We start from the raw sequence: 16424 nt of genomic DNA, 5'->3' as shown, positions 1-16424 counted from the left end.
AAAACTCTTAAAATCCATTCCGGATATTTTTAAGGTTAAAAAAAGCTATTACTTTTAGACTTCCTCCCATCGGGCTTTTTCAAGTATTTATGTCTCACCCATAATCCAATTCCAAAAATTCCTAAAGCGAAAGAAATTAAGAACCCGTATCTTGATTGGGATTTCGATTCTTCAAAATCATAAATTATATTTCTATTCCAATCAGCAATTTGAAAAACGGTCGGTTTATATTCATCTTTTTGGCTATGTTTTATCCAAACACTAGCACTTCCTGATTTTTTTTTAATTGACTTTCTAAATTCTCAAACCTTTCATAAAAACTACTTTGCCCTATATTTTTTTAAGGACATATATACTTTGTATCGAATTCAGTGTAAATTGTAGTTCAGACTTAATACTACTTGAACCTCTATAACTCTCTACACGGCTATAATAAGTATTTAATTCACTTATTTCTCCGTTAATTTCAATTAGCGAACTTTTAAAGGTGAAAATAGTTGGCGCAAAAAAATAAAACGCACAAGCCACCGAAGTAATTCCAACAAATAATCCTTTCTCAGCATAATATGCTTTATCCATTTATTTTTCAGCGAAATGTGTTTTATGCTTTCTTCTACCTAAACTACAACGAAACTTTAATAAACACTATCCCATAAACAAATTAGGATAACATAAATATTCCGTTTCTGCAATCCGGTAAAGATAATTATTTTTTATAGGAAAAATACGATAACACACTTAAGAAAAGTGAATACACACACAATTTACCTAAACCTTTTCAAGGTATTTTTAGTAAATTTACTTAACACTAATTTTCCGCTCATTTCGGCACGTTCGCCAAGTAGAGCATCCCAATCTTCAGTGCCTTTCCAAAATACTTTTTTCATTTCTTTTACGGCTTCCGGATTATAACTCGCTAACTTTTCAGCCAAAGTTTCAACAGCCCTATCTAAATCCTCAGTGGTTTCAAACACTTCAGCATACAAGCCTTTTTCTTTTGCAAATTCAACAGTAAAAAAGGTTTCTGCATCAATAGCCATTTGCGACATAGCGTTTACCCCTATTTTTCTAGACACTGCTGGTTCTATTACAAAAGGCCCTATGCCTATACTAAGTTCACTTAAGCGAATGGAGGCAAATTTTGTAGCCAAACAATAATCGGTTGCCGCTGCTAAACCAACACCGCCCCCTACAGTTTTACCTTGCACACGCCCTATAATTAATTTAGGACACTTACGCATAGCATTAATTATATTTGCAAAGCCTAAGAAAAATTGTTTTCCGCTAACTTCGTTATCAATAGCTATAACTTCATTAAAACTGGCACCTGCACAGAAGGTTCTGTCTCCACCACTTTTTAAAACAATAACTTTTACCTCGTCGTTACTTCCAGCATCTAAAAGAGTTTGCTCTAGCTTTGATAACACAGCAGAAGGCATGGAGTTTCTATTAGGATGATAAAACTCTATATAACCAACATTATTTGTAATTGTAAGCGAAACGTAAGCTTCCATATATTTTTAATTTTAAAAGCTGAATATACATAATTTTTTAATGCAACCTTATGCAACTCATGTTACTTAAACTTTAAGAATAATTAAGGTTATTTGCAGTAAAAATAAACTATGGGCTTATTCAATTTTCTATTTGGTAAAAAGAACAATATGATAAACGATTTTATAACAAGAGGTGCGATAATTATAGATGTAAGAACAGTTAACGAATATAATCAAGGTGCCATTCCCGGGTCTAAAAACATTCCGTTACAAACTATTAACACTAAAGTTTCTGAAATAAAAAAATTAAAAAAACCAGTAATAACATGTTGCGCAAGTGGTATGCGATCTGGAAATGCTGCATCTATTTTAAAAAGTAGTGGTATTGAAGCTATAAATGGTGGTGGTTGGACAAGCCTTAGAAATAAGCTATAGTCTTATATTTTGAAAATCACTTATAGAATGCACGGGTTGTTCATTATATATTAAGGTCCAACCTAAAGAATTTGTAAGGATATAAAATTTTGATAGTTCGCTAAGTAATCGGTTTTTGGCGTTTGCTTTTAAATCTGAGGCTTCAATTTTTTTTGTTAATAGTGCGTTTACTGTATTTTTAATATCGTTATAATCCTTGGCCTCGAAAGGATTTAAGTAATCGGCCTGGACATCATAATATTCCAAATCTGGATTAATTTTCACTTCTTCTTCTGGAATACTTAAAATGGTAAGTATTTTATTGGTTTGATTCACTTCAAATTCAATTTTACTTAAATCGTAAGCAATAGTTACATCTGCATTTACAACAACCAAAGCTTTTTTTTCCACCGAAAACAAATCACCTAAAATATCTTTCGATTTGGTGTAATTAAAAACTTCGCTAAAATGCCCTTCGGTTACAACAAGTTTACCCACGTTTTTTATTTGCTCTTGAATGAGAACAGAACTTTCTTGAAGCACTATGTTATCTTCTTTCTGATCTCCACAATATTTAAAAGTAAAGATCACGATTAAAGTAATAATAACACCGAATAGAATTTTTCGCATGTACTAATTTAGAAATAATTTCAATACTATAAGTGGGTAAGAAGTTAATTTTTGAGCAAAAAAAAACATCAGTTTCCTTCGACATAAGAAGTCCAAACCAATGCATTTTTACTTAACTAAATTAACACTGCAAATATACCCGACAAAAGCCTTTTTTAGATTACCCTAAGGTTAAAGAATCATTAAATTAAAAACACTCTATATAGAAAACTCAAGGCATAAAAAAAACACCTACACTCAACCAGATAACTGATTAAAATATTGGTGCTTTTTGATGTGATTTGATTAATAGCAAAATGAATCTACAATTTATTAATTCATCTTCATTAAATTTTCGATTAAGTGTTCCAAAAAATGGCTAATCACAACAGACTGATATCCAGGGTTAAAAAATACGATTTTTTAAAAGTAGGAAATTTACGCAAACCAATTAAAACATGTACATCTAATAAAAATCCCCAGACAAATGGCATGCTTAAAATTGCATTTGAGGATATAATGCTTTAAGTGCATTAATTTTTGTATTTAAATTTTGAAGGAATTTTTGATGCGCCTCAGATTTTTCATTAAATGGTTTATGCTGAAGTCCTTTTTGAATAACGTTTACCGCCTCCATGGTTTTAAAAGACGCTTCTGAAACCCAAACCTCCTTAAATTTTTCCCATATATAATTAACCGCTATTGGACTTGGGTGAATCATATCTGCTTTATAAAAACGATAGTCGCGAAGCTCGTCCATCATAATTTCAAAAGATGGAAAGTAAAAAGATTGATTCCCTAACACTTGATGGATGGCCGTAATTAAGTGCGCCTTACTTTGGGTATTTTCTACAAATCCATCCTTAATATGTCGCACTGGTGACACGGTAAAAATTACTGAAACATAAGGGTTAACACGTTTAATTGAACTTAATATGCGTTTTAATGAAGCTATAATCTCTTCTACAGATAATAGTTCTTTTTTAAATAGTTTTTGAGGAACTTTATGGCAGTTTGCTACAATCTTATCTGTTTCAACACTAGTATAAACCCAGGCTGTACCCAAGGTTATAACAACATGAGATGCTTTTTTTAAATTTGAAGCTGTTACAGCAATTTGGGAATTTAAATGATGAATTAAACTTCCTTTTGAAGACTGACTTAGTTTTGAGTGCGCATCGAAACAATGCCATTGTTCGTTATGAAAAAACACGTCGTCTTGGGAATACACAAAATCTGTAAGTGACTTTAAAATTAAGGTTTCAATAGCCTTAGGATGAAATAATATACCTAAGGGGTTTTGAGTATTTTTAATTTGAAAATAATTTAACTTCTCCCCAATATTTTCTGAAAAACATGAACCAAACAATAAAACATTAGAGTTGTAGTCTATTTGATTTTCAGACTTTGGTTCTAATGGTATTTTGGTTTGTAGTTGCATTTCAGACACGAATTTCACTAATAATAAATAAAACTACTTTTTCTATATAGGCCAATGGAAAGAAAATACGCAAAGCATTACATAGACATTAACTCTGTAAATACTCAGCGTATCTCTGTATACCACTTTTATTCTATGTATTTTTTTGCATTATGTAAAGCCTCTTCTATACCATCAGGCTTTTTACCTCCTGCAGTAGCGAAAAAGGGTTGGCCGCCGCCACCGCCTTGGATATATTTACCTAATTCTCTAACAACTTGTCCTGCATTTAAACCTTTACTTGCCACCAACTCTTTAGATATGTAACAAGACAGTAAAGCCTTTCCATTTTGTTCGGTTGCGAACAATAAAAATAAATTATCAAACTGACTCCCTAGATCGAAAGCGACGTCCCTTATCCCACCAGCATCTAAATCTAGCTTTTTAGCCAAAAATTGAATACCGTTAATAGCTTCTAACTCACTTTTAAGTTCGCCTTTAATATTTTTAGCTTTATCCTTTAATAACGTTTCAATTTGCTTTTTAAGACTTGTGTTTTCGTCTTGTAAGCTCTGCAGTGCCTTAACTGGCTCTTTAGCGTTATTTAAAAGCGCTTTCATATCGGAATACGCTCTATTATTATCCTGATAAAATTCTCTAACAGCCTTATTTGTTATGGCTTCAATTCGTCTAATCCCTGCAGCAACAGCACCTTCTGATACTATTTTAAAATGCCAAATATCGGCAGTATTCTTAACATGTATACCTCCACAAAGTTCTATAGATTGCCCAAAACGTATGGTTCTTACCGTATCGCCATATTTTTCTCCAAACAAGGCCATGGCTCCATCTTCAATAGCTTGCTCCATGGGCACTTTTCTATGTTCCACTAATGGTAGTTTACCTTCAATTCTAGCATTAACAAACTCTTCAATTTCTTTAAGTTGCTCTGCAGTAACTTTTGAGAAATGAGAAAAATCAAATCGTAAAGATTTAGGTTTTACTAAAGACCCTTTTTGTTCTACATGTGTTCCTAAAACAGCTCTTAATGCTTGATGCAATAAATGCGTTGCAGTATGGTTGCAAGAAGACAATTCTCTGTGCTCATTGCTAACTACAGCTTTAAAGGTTTCGTTAAGGTGGTTAGGTAAATTTTTAGAAAAATGAATAATAACATTATTTTCCTTTTTGGTATCTAAAATATATACTACATCACCACGTGTATCTTCCAAATAACCTTGATCGCCAATTTGACCGCCACCTTCTGGATAAAAAGGTGTTAAATTGAAAACCAACTGATACATATCTCCATCCTTTTTAGAGGTTACTTTTCTATATCTAGTTAGTTTTACATTAGCTTCTAATACATCATAACCAATAAATTCCTCTTCGGCATCTTCAACAAGAATGGTCCAATCGTCTGTAGACATTTCGCTTGCTGCACGAGAACGATCTTTTTGTTTTTGTAACTCCTCGTTAAAACCTTTTTCATCAAGCTTCATTCCTTTTTCAGAAAGAATTAACGCAGATAAATCTATAGGAAAACCATAAGTATCGTATAATTCGAATGCTTTTTCACCCGAAACTGTATCGCCTTTTGTTTCCTCTACAATACGGTTTAATAAAACCAATCCTTGATCTAATGTTCTTAAAAACGATTGTTCTTCTTCCTTAATAACATTCTCTATTAATTGCTTTTGTGCTTTTATTTCCGGGAATGCTTTTCCCATTTGGTTACTTAAAACATCTACCAATCTAAATAAAAATGGTTCTTTTTTATCTAAAAAAGTAAATCCGTAACGTACGGCACGACGTAAAATACGTCTTATAACGTAACCTGCACCCGTATTACTTGGAAGCTGCCCATCGGCTATTGAAAATGCAACAGCACGAACGTGATCGGAAATAACGCGAATAGCAATATCTACTTTTTCATTTTTTCCGTATACCTTATCCGTTATGGTTTCAATTTCGCGAATAATTGGTGTAAATACATCGGTATCGTAATTAGATTGAACACCTTGAAGCACCATACATAAACGCTCGAATCCCATACCAGTATCAATATGCTTATTTGGTAAGTTCTCAAGAGTTCCATTAGCCTTTCGGTTGTATTGCATGAATACTAGGTTCCATATTTCGACAACTTGAGGATGGTCTTCATTTACCAAATCTTTACCAGAAACTTTTGCTTTTTCTTCAGCCGAACGAATATCTACATGAATTTCACTACAAGGTCCACATGGTCCTTGATCGCCCATTTCCCAAAAATTATCCTTTTTGTTCCCTTTTAAAATACGATCTTCAGATATGTATTGTTTCCAAATATCATAAGCCTCGGTATCCATTTCTAAATTATCGGCATCATCACTTCCTTCAAACACCGTTACATATAAAATATCTTTATCAATACCAAAAACCTCTGTTAACAACTCCCAAGCCCAAGCAATTGCTTCTTTTTTAAAGTAATCGCCAAAACTCCAATTCCCTAACATTTCAAACAATGTATGGTGGTAGGTATCGTAACCTACTTCCTCTAAATCGTTATGTTTACCAGAAACTCTTAAACATTTCTGCGAATCTGTAAGACGGTTGTTTTTAGGTTTTCCGTTACCTAAAAAATACTCCTTAAAAGGTACCATACCAGCATTAACAAACATTAATGTTGGGTCGTCCTTTAATACCATTGGTGCCGATGGCACTATGCCATGTTTCTTTTCTTCGAAAAAACTTAAAAACTTTGATCTAACTTCTTGTGACTTCATTTATCCTTATTATGCATCTTGTTTTTATTAATTTATTTTTAATAAAAACAATTTTCTATATTTACTCTCCAAAAATATTTAAAATTAAGGAGATACCTAATCTACTTTTAAATTATCAGTCAAAATGCTTTGATAATAATTTCGTAGTTTTGTTCGTTAACATACTTTAAACAACAGCTTTTGTTGCATAAATTTTAGTTGCAAAAATAGTATAATTTAAGACATGAGTAAGGTAAAATATTACTACGATAAAGAATCACTCTCATACCGCAAGATAGAGCGCAAAAAACGAACTACTTTTAAGTATGCTACGCTCTTTATTTTAGCGGCAGCTTTTTTTGCTTTTATATTTGTTTTTATTGCGAGTCAGTATGTAGAATCTCCTAAAGAACGTGCCCTTAAAAGAGAATTACAAAATGCCCAATTACAGTTTGAATTACTGAACAAAAAAATGGAACATGCTGAGGCGGTTTTAGCCAATGTTGCCGATAGAGATAATAATATTTATCGTGTATATTTTGAAGCAAACCCTATACCTGATGAACAACGAAAAGCAGGGTTTGGAGGTATAAATCGTTATAAAAGCTTAGAAGGCTTTGATAACTCTAAATTAATTATAGAAAGTAATAAACGTTTAGACGTATTACAAAAACAAATTGTAGTACAATCTAAATCGCTTGATGAAATTGCTAAACTTGCTGAAGAGAAAGAAAAACTACTTGCTGCCATTCCTGCAATACAACCCGTAAGCAATGAAGACTTAACCCGAATGGCTTCTGGTTATGGTATGCGGTCTGACCCTTTCACTAAAGTTAGAAAAATGCACTGGGGCATGGATTTTACTGCACCAAGAGGCACACCTGTTTATGCTAGTGGCGATGGCGTTGTAGTACGTGCAGACAGTAACTCATCGGGTTACGGCAAGCATATTAGAATAGACCATGGTTACGGCTACACCAGTTTGTATGCTCATTTATACAAATACAATGTTAGAAAAAATCAAAAAGTAAAACGAGGCGACCTAATAGGTTTTGTTGGAAGCACCGGACGTTCGGAAGCGCCTCACCTACATTATGAAATTTTTAAAGATAAGAATCGCATAAACCCTATAAACTTTTACTACGGTAGTTTAACAGCCGAAGAATTTAACAAACTTTTGGAGCATGCTTCATTAGAAAACCAATCGCTAGATTAATGTATATAGATTTACCTGAAAAAAGATATTATGCTATTGGAGAGGTCGCGAAGGCCTTTGGGGTTAACACATCGCTAATTCGTTTTTGGGAAGGCGAATTTGATGTTCTTAAACCTAAAAAAAACGCGAAAGGCAATCGTAAATTTACACCAGAGGATATAAAAAACTTAAAATTTATTTATCATCTGGTAAAAGAACGTGGTTTTACTTTAGAAGGTGCAAAAACACATTTAAAAGAAGAAAGAAAACAAGCCCTTAATAACTTCGAAATTATTAGTAAACTTGAAGATATTAAAAGCCAACTTACCAAGATTAAGGAACATCTTTAATATTCTTTAATTAAAAAAATAGTTTAAAACCTGTAACTATTATTTAAAATAAGAGTCTAACAAACAATACAAAACCCACTAATTATTATATCATGAAAAAATTTTTACCATTAATTATAATAGCAATTGTTGTAATAGGAATTTATTCTTGGGGAAAAGGATTCAATAATACTGCTGTAAACCTTCAAGAAAGCGCAACCAAAACATGGGCTAATGTTGAAAGTAGCTATCAACGTAGAAACGATTTAATTGGTAATTTAGTAAAAACGGTACAAGGTGCTGCCGATTTTGAAAAAGGCACACTAACAGCGGTCATTGAAGCTAGAGCAAAAGCTACATCAGTTACAATAGACCCATCAAATATTACACCAGAACAGCTTGCTAAATTCAATGAAGTTCAAGGAGGTTTATCTGGAGCCTTAAAAAGCTTACTAGTAACTGTAGAACGTTACCCTGAATTAAAAGCAAACCAAAACTTTTTAGAATTACAAAGTCAGTTAGAAGGCACCGAAAACAGAATTAACGTTGCAAGAGATCGTTTTAACGAAAGTGTAGAACCATATAACAACCACGTTAAAGAATTCCCAAATTCTATTCTTGCGGGTATTTTAGACTTTGAACCAATGAGTTATTTCAAGGCTGAAATTGGAAGTGAAAAAGCTCCAGATGTTAATTTCGATTTTAAATAAAACTTATGTCTAATCAAGTTGAAGATTTCTTAAGCACTAGCGAAGAGCAAGATATTGTTGAAGCTATCCGAATTGCAGAATTAAATACCTCAGGAGAAATACGTGTGCATATTGAGCAATCTTGTAAAGCTGAAGACATTACTACTCGTGCTTTAGACCTTTTTCATACTCTAAAAATGGATAACACGAAACTACAAAATGCCGTGTTAATTTATTTAGCTATTCAAGATAAAGCCTTTGCTATTTATGGCGATAAAGGCATAAATGATAAAGTTGAAAGCAATTTTTGGGACAGCACTAAAAATGTGATGCAAATGCATTTCAAAAACGGTAACTTTAAACAAGGGTTAATTGAAGGCATTTTAAAATCTGGAGAAGAACTTAAAAGGTATTTTCCGTATTCAGATACTGGCACTAACGAACTAACAAACGACATTTCTAAAGGATAATTTTCAGTATGCAGTATATCTTAAAAAGCAAAGTTACCCTCAGTTTACTGTTTGCTTTATTCTCACTCAGCTTATCATATGCGCAATATGAAATCCCTGAAACACCGGAATTTCAAACTAGTGTGTATGATTACATTAACTTATTAAGTGCCTCAGAAAAATCTAGTTTAGAACATAAACTTATAAAATATTCCGACACCACCTCAACCCAAATTGTTGTGGCTATTATAAATTCTACCAATGGTGAAAACATTAGTTACTTGGGGGCTAAATGGGGTCAAAAATGGGGAATTGGTGGCAGTAAGGAAAAAGACAACGGTGTATTAATTCTATTAGCAAGAAATGATAGAAAAATAGCTATTAGTACGGGTTATGGCGTAGAGCATTTATTAACAGATGCCATGTCTAAGCGTATTATAGAACGAGATATTATTCCTTATTTCAGACAAAATAATTACCCTGGCGGATTAAACAGAGGTGCCGATGCTATTTTTGAGGTTCTTAATGGCGAGTACACAGGCACAAGGCAATCTAGCGACGGTGAATTCCCTATTGGCATCATTTTTATCCTCATCCTTATTTTTATTATCATTCTAATATCGATATCAAAAAACAGACGAGGTGGCGGCGGCAGAAATGGAGGCCACAGATCAACAGGAAGTGATATTTTAGAAGCCATTATTTTAAGTAATATGGGCCGTGGTAGTTACCGAAAAGGATCTAGCGGTTGGGGCGGAAGTTCTAGCGGCGGTGGTTTTGGTAGTGGCGGTGGCTTTGGTGGCGGTTTCGGCGGCGGCGGCTTTGGCGGCGGCGGCGCTTCTGGTGGCTGGTAAGGTTTAGTTTTCAGTATCAGTATCAGTATCAGTATCAGTATCAGTATCAGTATCAGTATCAGTATCAGTATCAGTATCAGTATCAGTATCAGTATCAGTATCAGTATCAGTATCAGTAAACTGTTCAATTTTGCGGAGAACTCAAAAAATCTAACTCTTTTTGACTAAGTGCAGCGTTTACTACCTATTAAAACGACCTGTTATATTACCTTCTACTAATCGAGTTACCTCATCTATAGTTGCATAATTAACATCCCCTACATACGTGTGTTTTAAAGCACAAGCTGCACTGGCAAACTCCATAGATTTAGTATCCTTAAAATGTTGTAAACCATAAATTAACCCTGCTGCAAAGGCATCGCCTGTTCCAATACGATCTACAATATGTGTAATATCGAAATCTTGAGTTTCGTAGAATTTTTTACCATTCCACATTCTTGCTCTAATTTTATGCCATGAAGAATTGATGGATGTTCGTATTTTATCGAACACTTTAACTATGCTTGGAAATTTTTCTATAAGTAACTTACTAGCTTCAATAAACTCATCGTTACTATAACCGAAATTAGTACCTAAAACCTCATTCATTTCATTAATTCCACCAATAAAAACAGTAGAGCAATGTAATAATTCGGTTAAAGCCTCTTTAGGATCGACCCCATATTTCCATAAACCACTTCTATACGTTGGGTCTGCCGATACTTGCATACCTTTTTTTCTGGCTAGTTTTAAGCCTTCTTTTAAAGTATCGAAACTTCCTTGAGTTAATGCTGGCGTAATACCTGTCCAATGAAACCAACTACCATTAGCCAAGGATTTTTCCCAATCTACCATACTCGGTTTAATTTCAGAAAAGGCAGAATGCGATCGGTTATACGAAATTTGGCTAGGACGCATTACGGCACCAACCTCCAAGAAGTAAACTCCTAAAGGTCTATCTGACCGAACAATAGCCGTTGTATCTAAATCGAATTTATTTAGGTAAGCCAAGGCTGTATTGCCTATAAAATCATTAGAAATACAAGTGATATGTTTTACACTTTCACCAAAATGAGCAATAGAAAGTCCTACATTTAGTTCTGTACCACCAAAATAAAATTCAACTGTATTGGATTGGATAAATTTTCTATTTCCTCGAGGTGAAATACGCATAAGCACTTCACCAAATGTAATAATCTGACTCATAGTATTCTATTTTAAACTAAAATAGGAAATATCAGTTTAAAAATTACACTGAAACTGGAAGAATATTTATAAACTTTTACTTTGCCCGAATTAATGTCTATAATACCTAGAACCGCCTCCTGTTTCTCCGGCCTTACCTAAGCTATTAAATTTCCAACTAAAACTAAGCATAAAATATTGTTGCAATACGGTGCTTTGAGAATCTTCTATATAGTTTGCTGTGGCAATTCGTCTGGCATTGGTGTTTTGGTTTAGTAAATCGTAAGCCTTTAAAGTAAGCGTACCTTTATCTTTAAGCATCGAGTATGCTAGTGTAGCATTCCAAAACCATGCACTTTTTTGAAACCCATCTGCAATATTGGGATTGTAACTATATCTCATATCATTTCGCCATTCGAAACCTTTTGGCAAAAAAGTAGCTGTATTCAAATTAAGTGAATGACTGACAAACTCTTGGTTTTCGAAGGCTTCTAAATCAAATGTATTTCTGGTAAAAGACAGTCTATAATTAGGGTTAAACTCTAAAACATCTTTCCAATTAAAACGTAAGCCCACGTTTGGAGAAGCCGAATTATTAGTACTCGAATATTTAACACCGTTATTAAAGTTTATTGATTTTCTAATACTTGGCCCAACACCTAAGTAAAAGGTAACCGTGCGTAAGCTATCTACTTTCACTTTCTTGTTTGCAGATATATAACCATTTACATTATAAGAACCGTTTACATTGTCGTAGGTTGTTTCTCTTACCAAATCCTCATCTATAATGGTTTTTGAAACCACTTTATTATTATCAAAATTAGCACTTAAATATCCGTAAAAACCAGAACCTTTTTGAAAATCGAACGTATTGTAACTCGCATAAACTCTATGGTTATTTTGAGGTACCAAATTAGGATTACCAATTACAGTATTTAAAGGATTGGACACATTTAAAAACGGTTGTAATTGAGATAATTGCGGCGGATTATTATCTAAGTTATACCCCAGTCGCATGGACGCTTTATCACTAAATTTATAACGAAATCTTGATCGAAATTCGATAGCTTCAAAATTTCGTTTTAAACTTAAGGTTGGCCTTAAAATATCATTATTTTCTAAAGTTCTAAATACATAGGTGGTTTCAAACCTTGCAGATATTTTTTCGTTTTTAAACTCCAACTCTAAAGCAGGCGTTGTCATTTCATTAATATACTCAAAATCTGTACTTAACTCGTTATTAAAAACGGTATAATCTTCAGCGTTTGGATCTTCTTTATCAAAAGTACTTCGTCTGTCTTGTTGCTTGTTTCGCGTGTACCCGTATTTAAATTCTAGGAAAAATGTCTTCCCTACTATGGGTAATCTATAGGTAATATTGGACCTAAAATTATTGACTTTATTTTCACCTTCAGTATACTGGTTTCTGTTAATTTCTTCGGGCGAATCTCCATAAATATTTGTTTTTGAAACCAAATAATCATCCAGTTCTCGTGTTCTAAAATCATTATCTAAACTAAACCTGACAAAAGCACCATTAGAACCAAATTTCTTTGTAATATCAAGATCACTACTAAAATTTTTACCAATATTTTCAACATTAGAATTGGATGTTGATTCGTTAATTAAGGCATTGGAGTCGTTGGTTGAAGACTCATCTTCATTATAATAATTTTTACTTTTTGTATAGCTGAATGACGGTTCAAAATTAATTAAGAGTGTAGAATCTACCTTAACATCAAACTCCACATTAGCACTGTGGCTTTCGTTATCACTGAAAGAACTGGAGTTTGAAGATGTAAAATATCTTGAATCAGATAAAATATTTTCTCTATCTCTTTTACTTCTGTTTTCCGAACTACTTCCAGAATAAAAATAATTTGCTGCTATATCTTTACCTTCTCCATACTCATCGGAATAATTAGCACCATAATTTTGAGATTCTGTAATACCTTGACCTCCTCCAAAAGACCTACCATCTATAGAAAAAGAACCATTTCCATTAAACCGGATACTATTACCGCCACCAAACATTTTACGAATTTCGCCAAAGCTAAAACCTGGTGAGTTAATATCGTTACCACCTGCCAAAACACTAACGCGTTGGTCGTTATCAAAATGATTATACATCCCTGCAAACTCATAATGTTTATCGGTTCCTTTACCTGCAGCTACCCTACCAAAATCACCTTTATTGTTTTCTTCTTTTATAACAAGGTTTACGGTTTTATTTTCGCCATCGGCCGTTGCGCCTGTAAATGCTTGATCTTTAGTTTTAGTATCTAAAACTTGTATTTTCTCTACAATATCTTTGGTTAGATTTCTGGTTGTTATAGTGGGATCGTCTCCAAAAAAGGGTTTTCCATTAACGAGTATTTTGTTTACTTCTTTTCCATTTACTTTAATGTTACCTTCTTCATCAATTTCAACTCCAGGAAGCTGTTTTAACAAGTCTTCTACATTGGCATCCTTTTTTGTTTTAAAAGACTTTACATTAAACTCTAAAGTATCCTTTTTAATGGTTATTGGAGCTGTTGATTTGATAATTATAGCATCTAAAGCATCAGAGCTTATTTGTAAATTTATAGTTCCTAAATCAATGATTTTTTTATCCATATTAACCTCACGGAAATAGGTTTGATACCCAACGTAAGAAATAAATAGATTAGCTCTTTTACGCGCCAATTTTCCTTCTAAAGTAAATTCACCCTCTTTATTGGTTAACCCATAAGTAACTAAGCTACTATCGGTAACACGTTGTAAATAAACCGTTGCAGACTCCAAAGGAATAGCATCCTCCTCTGATAGTAGTGTACCAGAGATTTCGAATGATTTAGATTGAGAAAAAGATAATGATGCAAACAAAATGACTATTACTAAAAGAATAGACTTCATTGTATTGATTTTTATTTAAAACCTCTAATATAGCTTGAACATCATGTGATTTTTCTTAAAAAAGTCTTAAAACTTAAAAAACTAATATTTAATTTTTTAAGTTTTAAGACTTTAAATAAACTTGATATTTGACTTGAATAAGAGATTCTTACCCAAGATATGTATTACTTTTTACGCATGTAAACACTAATAGGTACACCATTAAAACCAAATTTTTCTCTTAATTTATTCTCTAAGAAACGCTTGTAAGGTTCCTTTACATATTGAGGTAAATTACAAAAGAAAGCAAATTGTGGTTGCGGTGTCGGCAACTGCATAATATATTTAATTTTAACAAATTTTGCTTTGTATGCTGGTGGTGGGTAATTTTCTATAATTGGAAGTAGCACTTCGTTAAGTTGACTTGTTTTAATTTTTTTAGAACGGTTTTGATACACCTCCACAGCGGTTTCAATAGCCTTAAAAATTCGTTGTTTAGTTAAAGCTGAGATAAAAACAATTGGCACATCGGTAAACGGTTCCATTTGTTTTCTTATTACTTTTTCGTATTCCTTAACCGATTTATGATCTTTTTCTACTAAATCCCATTTATTAACTAGCACTACAATACCTTTTCTGTTGCGTTCTGCAAGCCAAAAAATGTTTTGTACTTGTCCGTCAAACCCTCGGTTAGCATCTAAAACCACCAAACAAACATCGGCATGTTCGATAGCTCGAACACTACGCATTACCGAGTAAAATTCTAAATCTTCTTTTACCTTAGATTTTCTTCTAATTCCGGCAGTATCTACCAAATTAAACTCAAATCCAAAACGATTATATTTAGTATCTATAGAATCTCTTGTTGTTCCTGCAATATCTGTAACAATATATCTGTCCTCTCCAATAAGTGCATTTATAAAAGAAGATTTTCCTGCATTTGGACGACCAACCACTGCAAATCTTGGTAATGCTTCCTCTTCAACTTCTTCCTTTTCTGGTAAAGCTTCAACTAAAGCATCTAGTAATTCTCCTGTTCCACTTCCGTTTATACTAGCAACGGTGTAATATTCACCTAAACCTAAGGAATAAAACTCTACAGCATCTTCTGCACGTTTACCATTATCCACTTTATTTACTACAAGAAATACAGGTTTACTTACCTTACGAAGCAACTTTGCAACATCCTCATCCATTCCAGTTACACCAGATTCTACATCGACCATGAAAATAATAGCGTCGGCCTCATCAATAGCCAACTCTACTTGTTTATCAATTTCCGCTTCAAATACATCATCACTTCCTAAAACGTAACCTCCAGTATCTATTAAAGAAAACTCTTTTCCGTTCCAATCACTTTTACCATAATGGCGGTCTCTTGTAACACCACTTACGGCATCAACAATGGCTTCTCTTCGTTGAATTAAACGATTAAAAAACGTTGATTTACCAACATTTGGTCTTCCTACAATAGCTACTATATTACTCATAATCTTAATATTATCTGTTACACCTTATCTGATGCCTTAATATTTCTATCCGAAACATTTTGCAAAAATAGGAAATATAGATGACCCAAAGTTCTTTTTTAATAAAGATTGAAACTATTTTAATTTTAAATAAAAAACAGTAATTTACTATGCTAAACAAAACATAAATGCCTTTAAGTAACGACATTTTACTACGCCCACGGTTTAAATTGGAAATACCTAGGCCAAATGAAGCCATTTTAAATGATTTTGAAAATGCGAAGTCTATCCAATCTGATTTTATTGTTACTCGAGTAGACGATCATGTTTTTATTAAGTTCCCTAAAGAAAAACAACACTTTTGGTCGCCACAATTACATTTAGAAATAAATAAGGTTGACGACAACTCTAGTACACTTCATGGATTATTTGGACCTAACCCAACGGTTTGGACACTTTTTATGTTCCTCCATTTTCTGGTTGCTGTTATTTTTATAGCCTTTGCTATTTGGACCTACACTAACATAAGCCTAAAACAGAGTTATGCTGTGCAAGCTAGTGTAACTTTTTTTATGGTTTTACTTTGGGTTACCCTATATTTTGCAGGTAGTATTGGCAAAGCTTCAAGTATAAAAGATATGCGCTTGCTTAATACCTTTATGAATAATGTATTACACATAGACCATGAAAAAGCGCCCTAATAACAATTAAAGCGCTC

The 16424-nt window shown here is 33.2% G+C and carries 15 protein-coding genes; 7 read left to right on the top strand and 8 right to left on the bottom strand.

Annotated features, from left to right (window positions below):
• Window positions 1–330: 330 nt before the first annotated feature.
• Together ABJM36_RS02340 and ABJM36_RS02335 are read right to left on the bottom strand one after the other, a co-directional pair.
• The gene (locus tag ABJM36_RS02340; RefSeq protein WP_348448770.1) at window positions 331–579 is read right to left on the bottom strand and encodes a hypothetical protein; all 249 of its coding nucleotides are present in this window, start codon (window positions 577–579) and stop codon (window positions 331–333) included.
• Between the two features lie 185 nt (window positions 580–764).
• The gene (locus ABJM36_RS02335) at window positions 765–1514 is read right to left on the bottom strand and encodes an enoyl-CoA hydratase/isomerase family protein (RefSeq protein ID WP_348448768.1); all 750 of its coding nucleotides are present in this window, start codon (window positions 1512–1514) and stop codon (window positions 765–767) included.
• A 150-nt stretch (window positions 1515–1664) separates the two neighbouring features.
• On the opposite strand from ABJM36_RS02335, the gene ABJM36_RS02330 reads away from it, so the two are divergent.
• On the top strand, window positions 1665–1931 hold the full coding sequence (locus tag ABJM36_RS02330) for a rhodanese-like domain-containing protein (protein WP_348448766.1): 267 nt from the start codon (window positions 1665–1667) through the stop codon (window positions 1929–1931).
• Here the strand turns inward: ABJM36_RS02330 and ABJM36_RS02325 are convergent.
• From ABJM36_RS02325 to alaS, 3 genes are all read right to left on the bottom strand, one after another.
• On the bottom strand, window positions 1926–2540 hold the full coding sequence (locus tag ABJM36_RS02325; protein WP_348448764.1) for a DUF4230 domain-containing protein: 615 nt from the start codon (window positions 2538–2540) through the stop codon (window positions 1926–1928). The genes ABJM36_RS02330 and ABJM36_RS02325 overlap by 6 nt on opposite strands.
• Window positions 2541–3015: 475 nt before the next feature.
• Entirely contained in the window at window positions 3016–3960 is a 945-nt protein-coding gene (locus tag ABJM36_RS02320; protein WP_348448762.1) for a GSCFA domain-containing protein, read from the bottom strand.
• 128 nt (window positions 3961–4088) lie between these two features.
• Window positions 4089–6704, bottom strand: a complete 2616-nt coding sequence (gene alaS / locus ABJM36_RS02315; protein ID WP_348448760.1) for an alanine--tRNA ligase — start codon at window positions 6702–6704, stop codon at window positions 4089–4091.
• A gap of 223 nt (window positions 6705–6927) precedes the next feature.
• Here alaS and ABJM36_RS02310 point away from each other — a divergent pair, with 223 nt between their 5' ends.
• The 5 genes from ABJM36_RS02310 to ABJM36_RS02290 all read left to right on the top strand — a co-directional run bounded on the left by ABJM36_RS02310 (window position 6928) and on the right by ABJM36_RS02290 (window position 10199).
• Window positions 6928–7899 carry a M23 family metallopeptidase gene (locus ABJM36_RS02310; protein WP_348448758.1) on the top strand — a complete coding sequence of 324 codons (972 nt, stop codon included), beginning with the start codon at window positions 6928–6930 and terminating at the stop codon, window positions 7897–7899.
• The gene (locus ABJM36_RS02305; protein ID WP_348448756.1) at window positions 7899–8228 is read left to right on the top strand and encodes a MerR family transcriptional regulator; all 330 of its coding nucleotides are present in this window, start codon (window positions 7899–7901) and stop codon (window positions 8226–8228) included. Before ABJM36_RS02310 ends, ABJM36_RS02305 begins: the two co-directional genes overlap by 1 nt.
• A 92-nt stretch (window positions 8229–8320) precedes the next feature.
• On the top strand, window positions 8321–8917 hold the full coding sequence (locus tag ABJM36_RS02300) for a LemA family protein (protein WP_348448754.1): 597 nt from the start codon (window positions 8321–8323) through the stop codon (window positions 8915–8917).
• A 5-nt stretch (window positions 8918–8922) separates the two neighbouring features.
• A complete protein-coding gene (locus ABJM36_RS02295; RefSeq protein ID WP_348448752.1) occupies window positions 8923–9366 on the top strand; it encodes a TPM domain-containing protein in 444 nt (147 codons plus the stop codon).
• Window positions 9367–9374: 8 nt separating this feature from the next.
• Complete coding sequence (locus tag ABJM36_RS02290) at window positions 9375–10199, top strand: TPM domain-containing protein (RefSeq protein WP_348448750.1); 825 nt, start codon at window positions 9375–9377, stop codon at window positions 10197–10199.
• 180 nt (window positions 10200–10379) lie between these two features.
• Here the strand turns inward: ABJM36_RS02290 and ABJM36_RS02285 are convergent, their stop codons facing one another.
• From ABJM36_RS02285 to der, 3 genes are all read right to left on the bottom strand, one after another.
• Entirely contained in the window at window positions 10380–11384 is a 1005-nt protein-coding gene (locus ABJM36_RS02285) for a sugar kinase (RefSeq protein WP_348448748.1), read from the bottom strand.
• 90 nt (window positions 11385–11474) lie between these two features.
• Window positions 11475–14258, bottom strand: a complete 2784-nt coding sequence (locus tag ABJM36_RS02280; RefSeq protein WP_348448746.1) for an outer membrane beta-barrel protein — start codon at window positions 14256–14258, stop codon at window positions 11475–11477.
• 164 nt (window positions 14259–14422) lie between these two features.
• A complete protein-coding gene (gene der / locus ABJM36_RS02275; protein ID WP_348448744.1) occupies window positions 14423–15727 on the bottom strand; it encodes a ribosome biogenesis GTPase Der in 1305 nt (434 codons plus the stop codon).
• 167 nt (window positions 15728–15894) lie between these two features.
• Here der and ABJM36_RS02270 point away from each other — a divergent pair, with 167 nt between their 5' ends.
• On the top strand, window positions 15895–16407 hold the full coding sequence (locus ABJM36_RS02270; RefSeq protein WP_348448742.1) for a GTP-binding protein: 513 nt from the start codon (window positions 15895–15897) through the stop codon (window positions 16405–16407).
• The last annotated feature ends 17 nt before the right edge of the window (window positions 16408–16424 follow it).

The organism is Algibacter sp., assembly GCF_039977455.1.
Classification (GTDB): Bacteria; Bacteroidota; Bacteroidia; order Flavobacteriales; family Flavobacteriaceae; genus Algibacter_B.
The sequence above is the reverse complement of the archived record's forward strand: the minus strand, read 5'-3'. Positions and strand labels throughout refer to the sequence as shown.

Bases quoted from the DNA above. Each gene is read 5' to 3' on its own strand.
- ABJM36_RS02340 (WP_348448770.1), bottom strand. From the start codon at position 579: ATGGATAAAGCATATTATGCTGAGAAAGGATTATTTGTTGGAATTACT.
- ABJM36_RS02335 (WP_348448768.1), bottom strand. From the start codon at position 1,514: ATGGAAGCTTACGTTTCGCTTACAATTACAAATAATGTTGGTTATATA.
- ABJM36_RS02330 (WP_348448766.1), top strand. From the start codon at position 1,665: ATGATAAACGATTTTATAACAAGAGGTGCGATAATTATAGATGTAAGA.
- ABJM36_RS02325 (WP_348448764.1), bottom strand. From the start codon at position 2,540: ATGCGAAAAATTCTATTCGGTGTTATTATTACTTTAATCGTGATCTTT.
- ABJM36_RS02320 (WP_348448762.1), bottom strand. From the start codon at position 3,960: ATGCAACTACAAACCAAAATACCATTAGAACCAAAGTCTGAAAATCAA.
- alaS (WP_348448760.1), bottom strand. From the start codon at position 6,704: ATGAAGTCACAAGAAGTTAGATCAAAGTTTTTAAGTTTTTTCGAAGAA.
- ABJM36_RS02310 (WP_348448758.1), top strand. From the start codon at position 6,928: ATGAGTAAGGTAAAATATTACTACGATAAAGAATCACTCTCATACCGC.
- ABJM36_RS02305 (WP_348448756.1), top strand. From the start codon at position 7,899: ATGTATATAGATTTACCTGAAAAAAGATATTATGCTATTGGAGAGGTC.
- ABJM36_RS02300 (WP_348448754.1), top strand. From the start codon at position 8,321: ATGAAAAAATTTTTACCATTAATTATAATAGCAATTGTTGTAATAGGA.
- ABJM36_RS02295 (WP_348448752.1), top strand. From the start codon at position 8,923: ATGTCTAATCAAGTTGAAGATTTCTTAAGCACTAGCGAAGAGCAAGAT.
- ABJM36_RS02290 (WP_348448750.1), top strand. From the start codon at position 9,375: ATGCAGTATATCTTAAAAAGCAAAGTTACCCTCAGTTTACTGTTTGCT.
- ABJM36_RS02285 (WP_348448748.1), bottom strand. From the start codon at position 11,384: ATGAGTCAGATTATTACATTTGGTGAAGTGCTTATGCGTATTTCACCT.
- ABJM36_RS02280 (WP_348448746.1), bottom strand. From the start codon at position 14,258: ATGAAGTCTATTCTTTTAGTAATAGTCATTTTGTTTGCATCATTATCT.
- der (WP_348448744.1), bottom strand. From the start codon at position 15,727: ATGAGTAATATAGTAGCTATTGTAGGAAGACCAAATGTTGGTAAATCA.
- ABJM36_RS02270 (WP_348448742.1), top strand. From the start codon at position 15,895: ATGCCTTTAAGTAACGACATTTTACTACGCCCACGGTTTAAATTGGAA.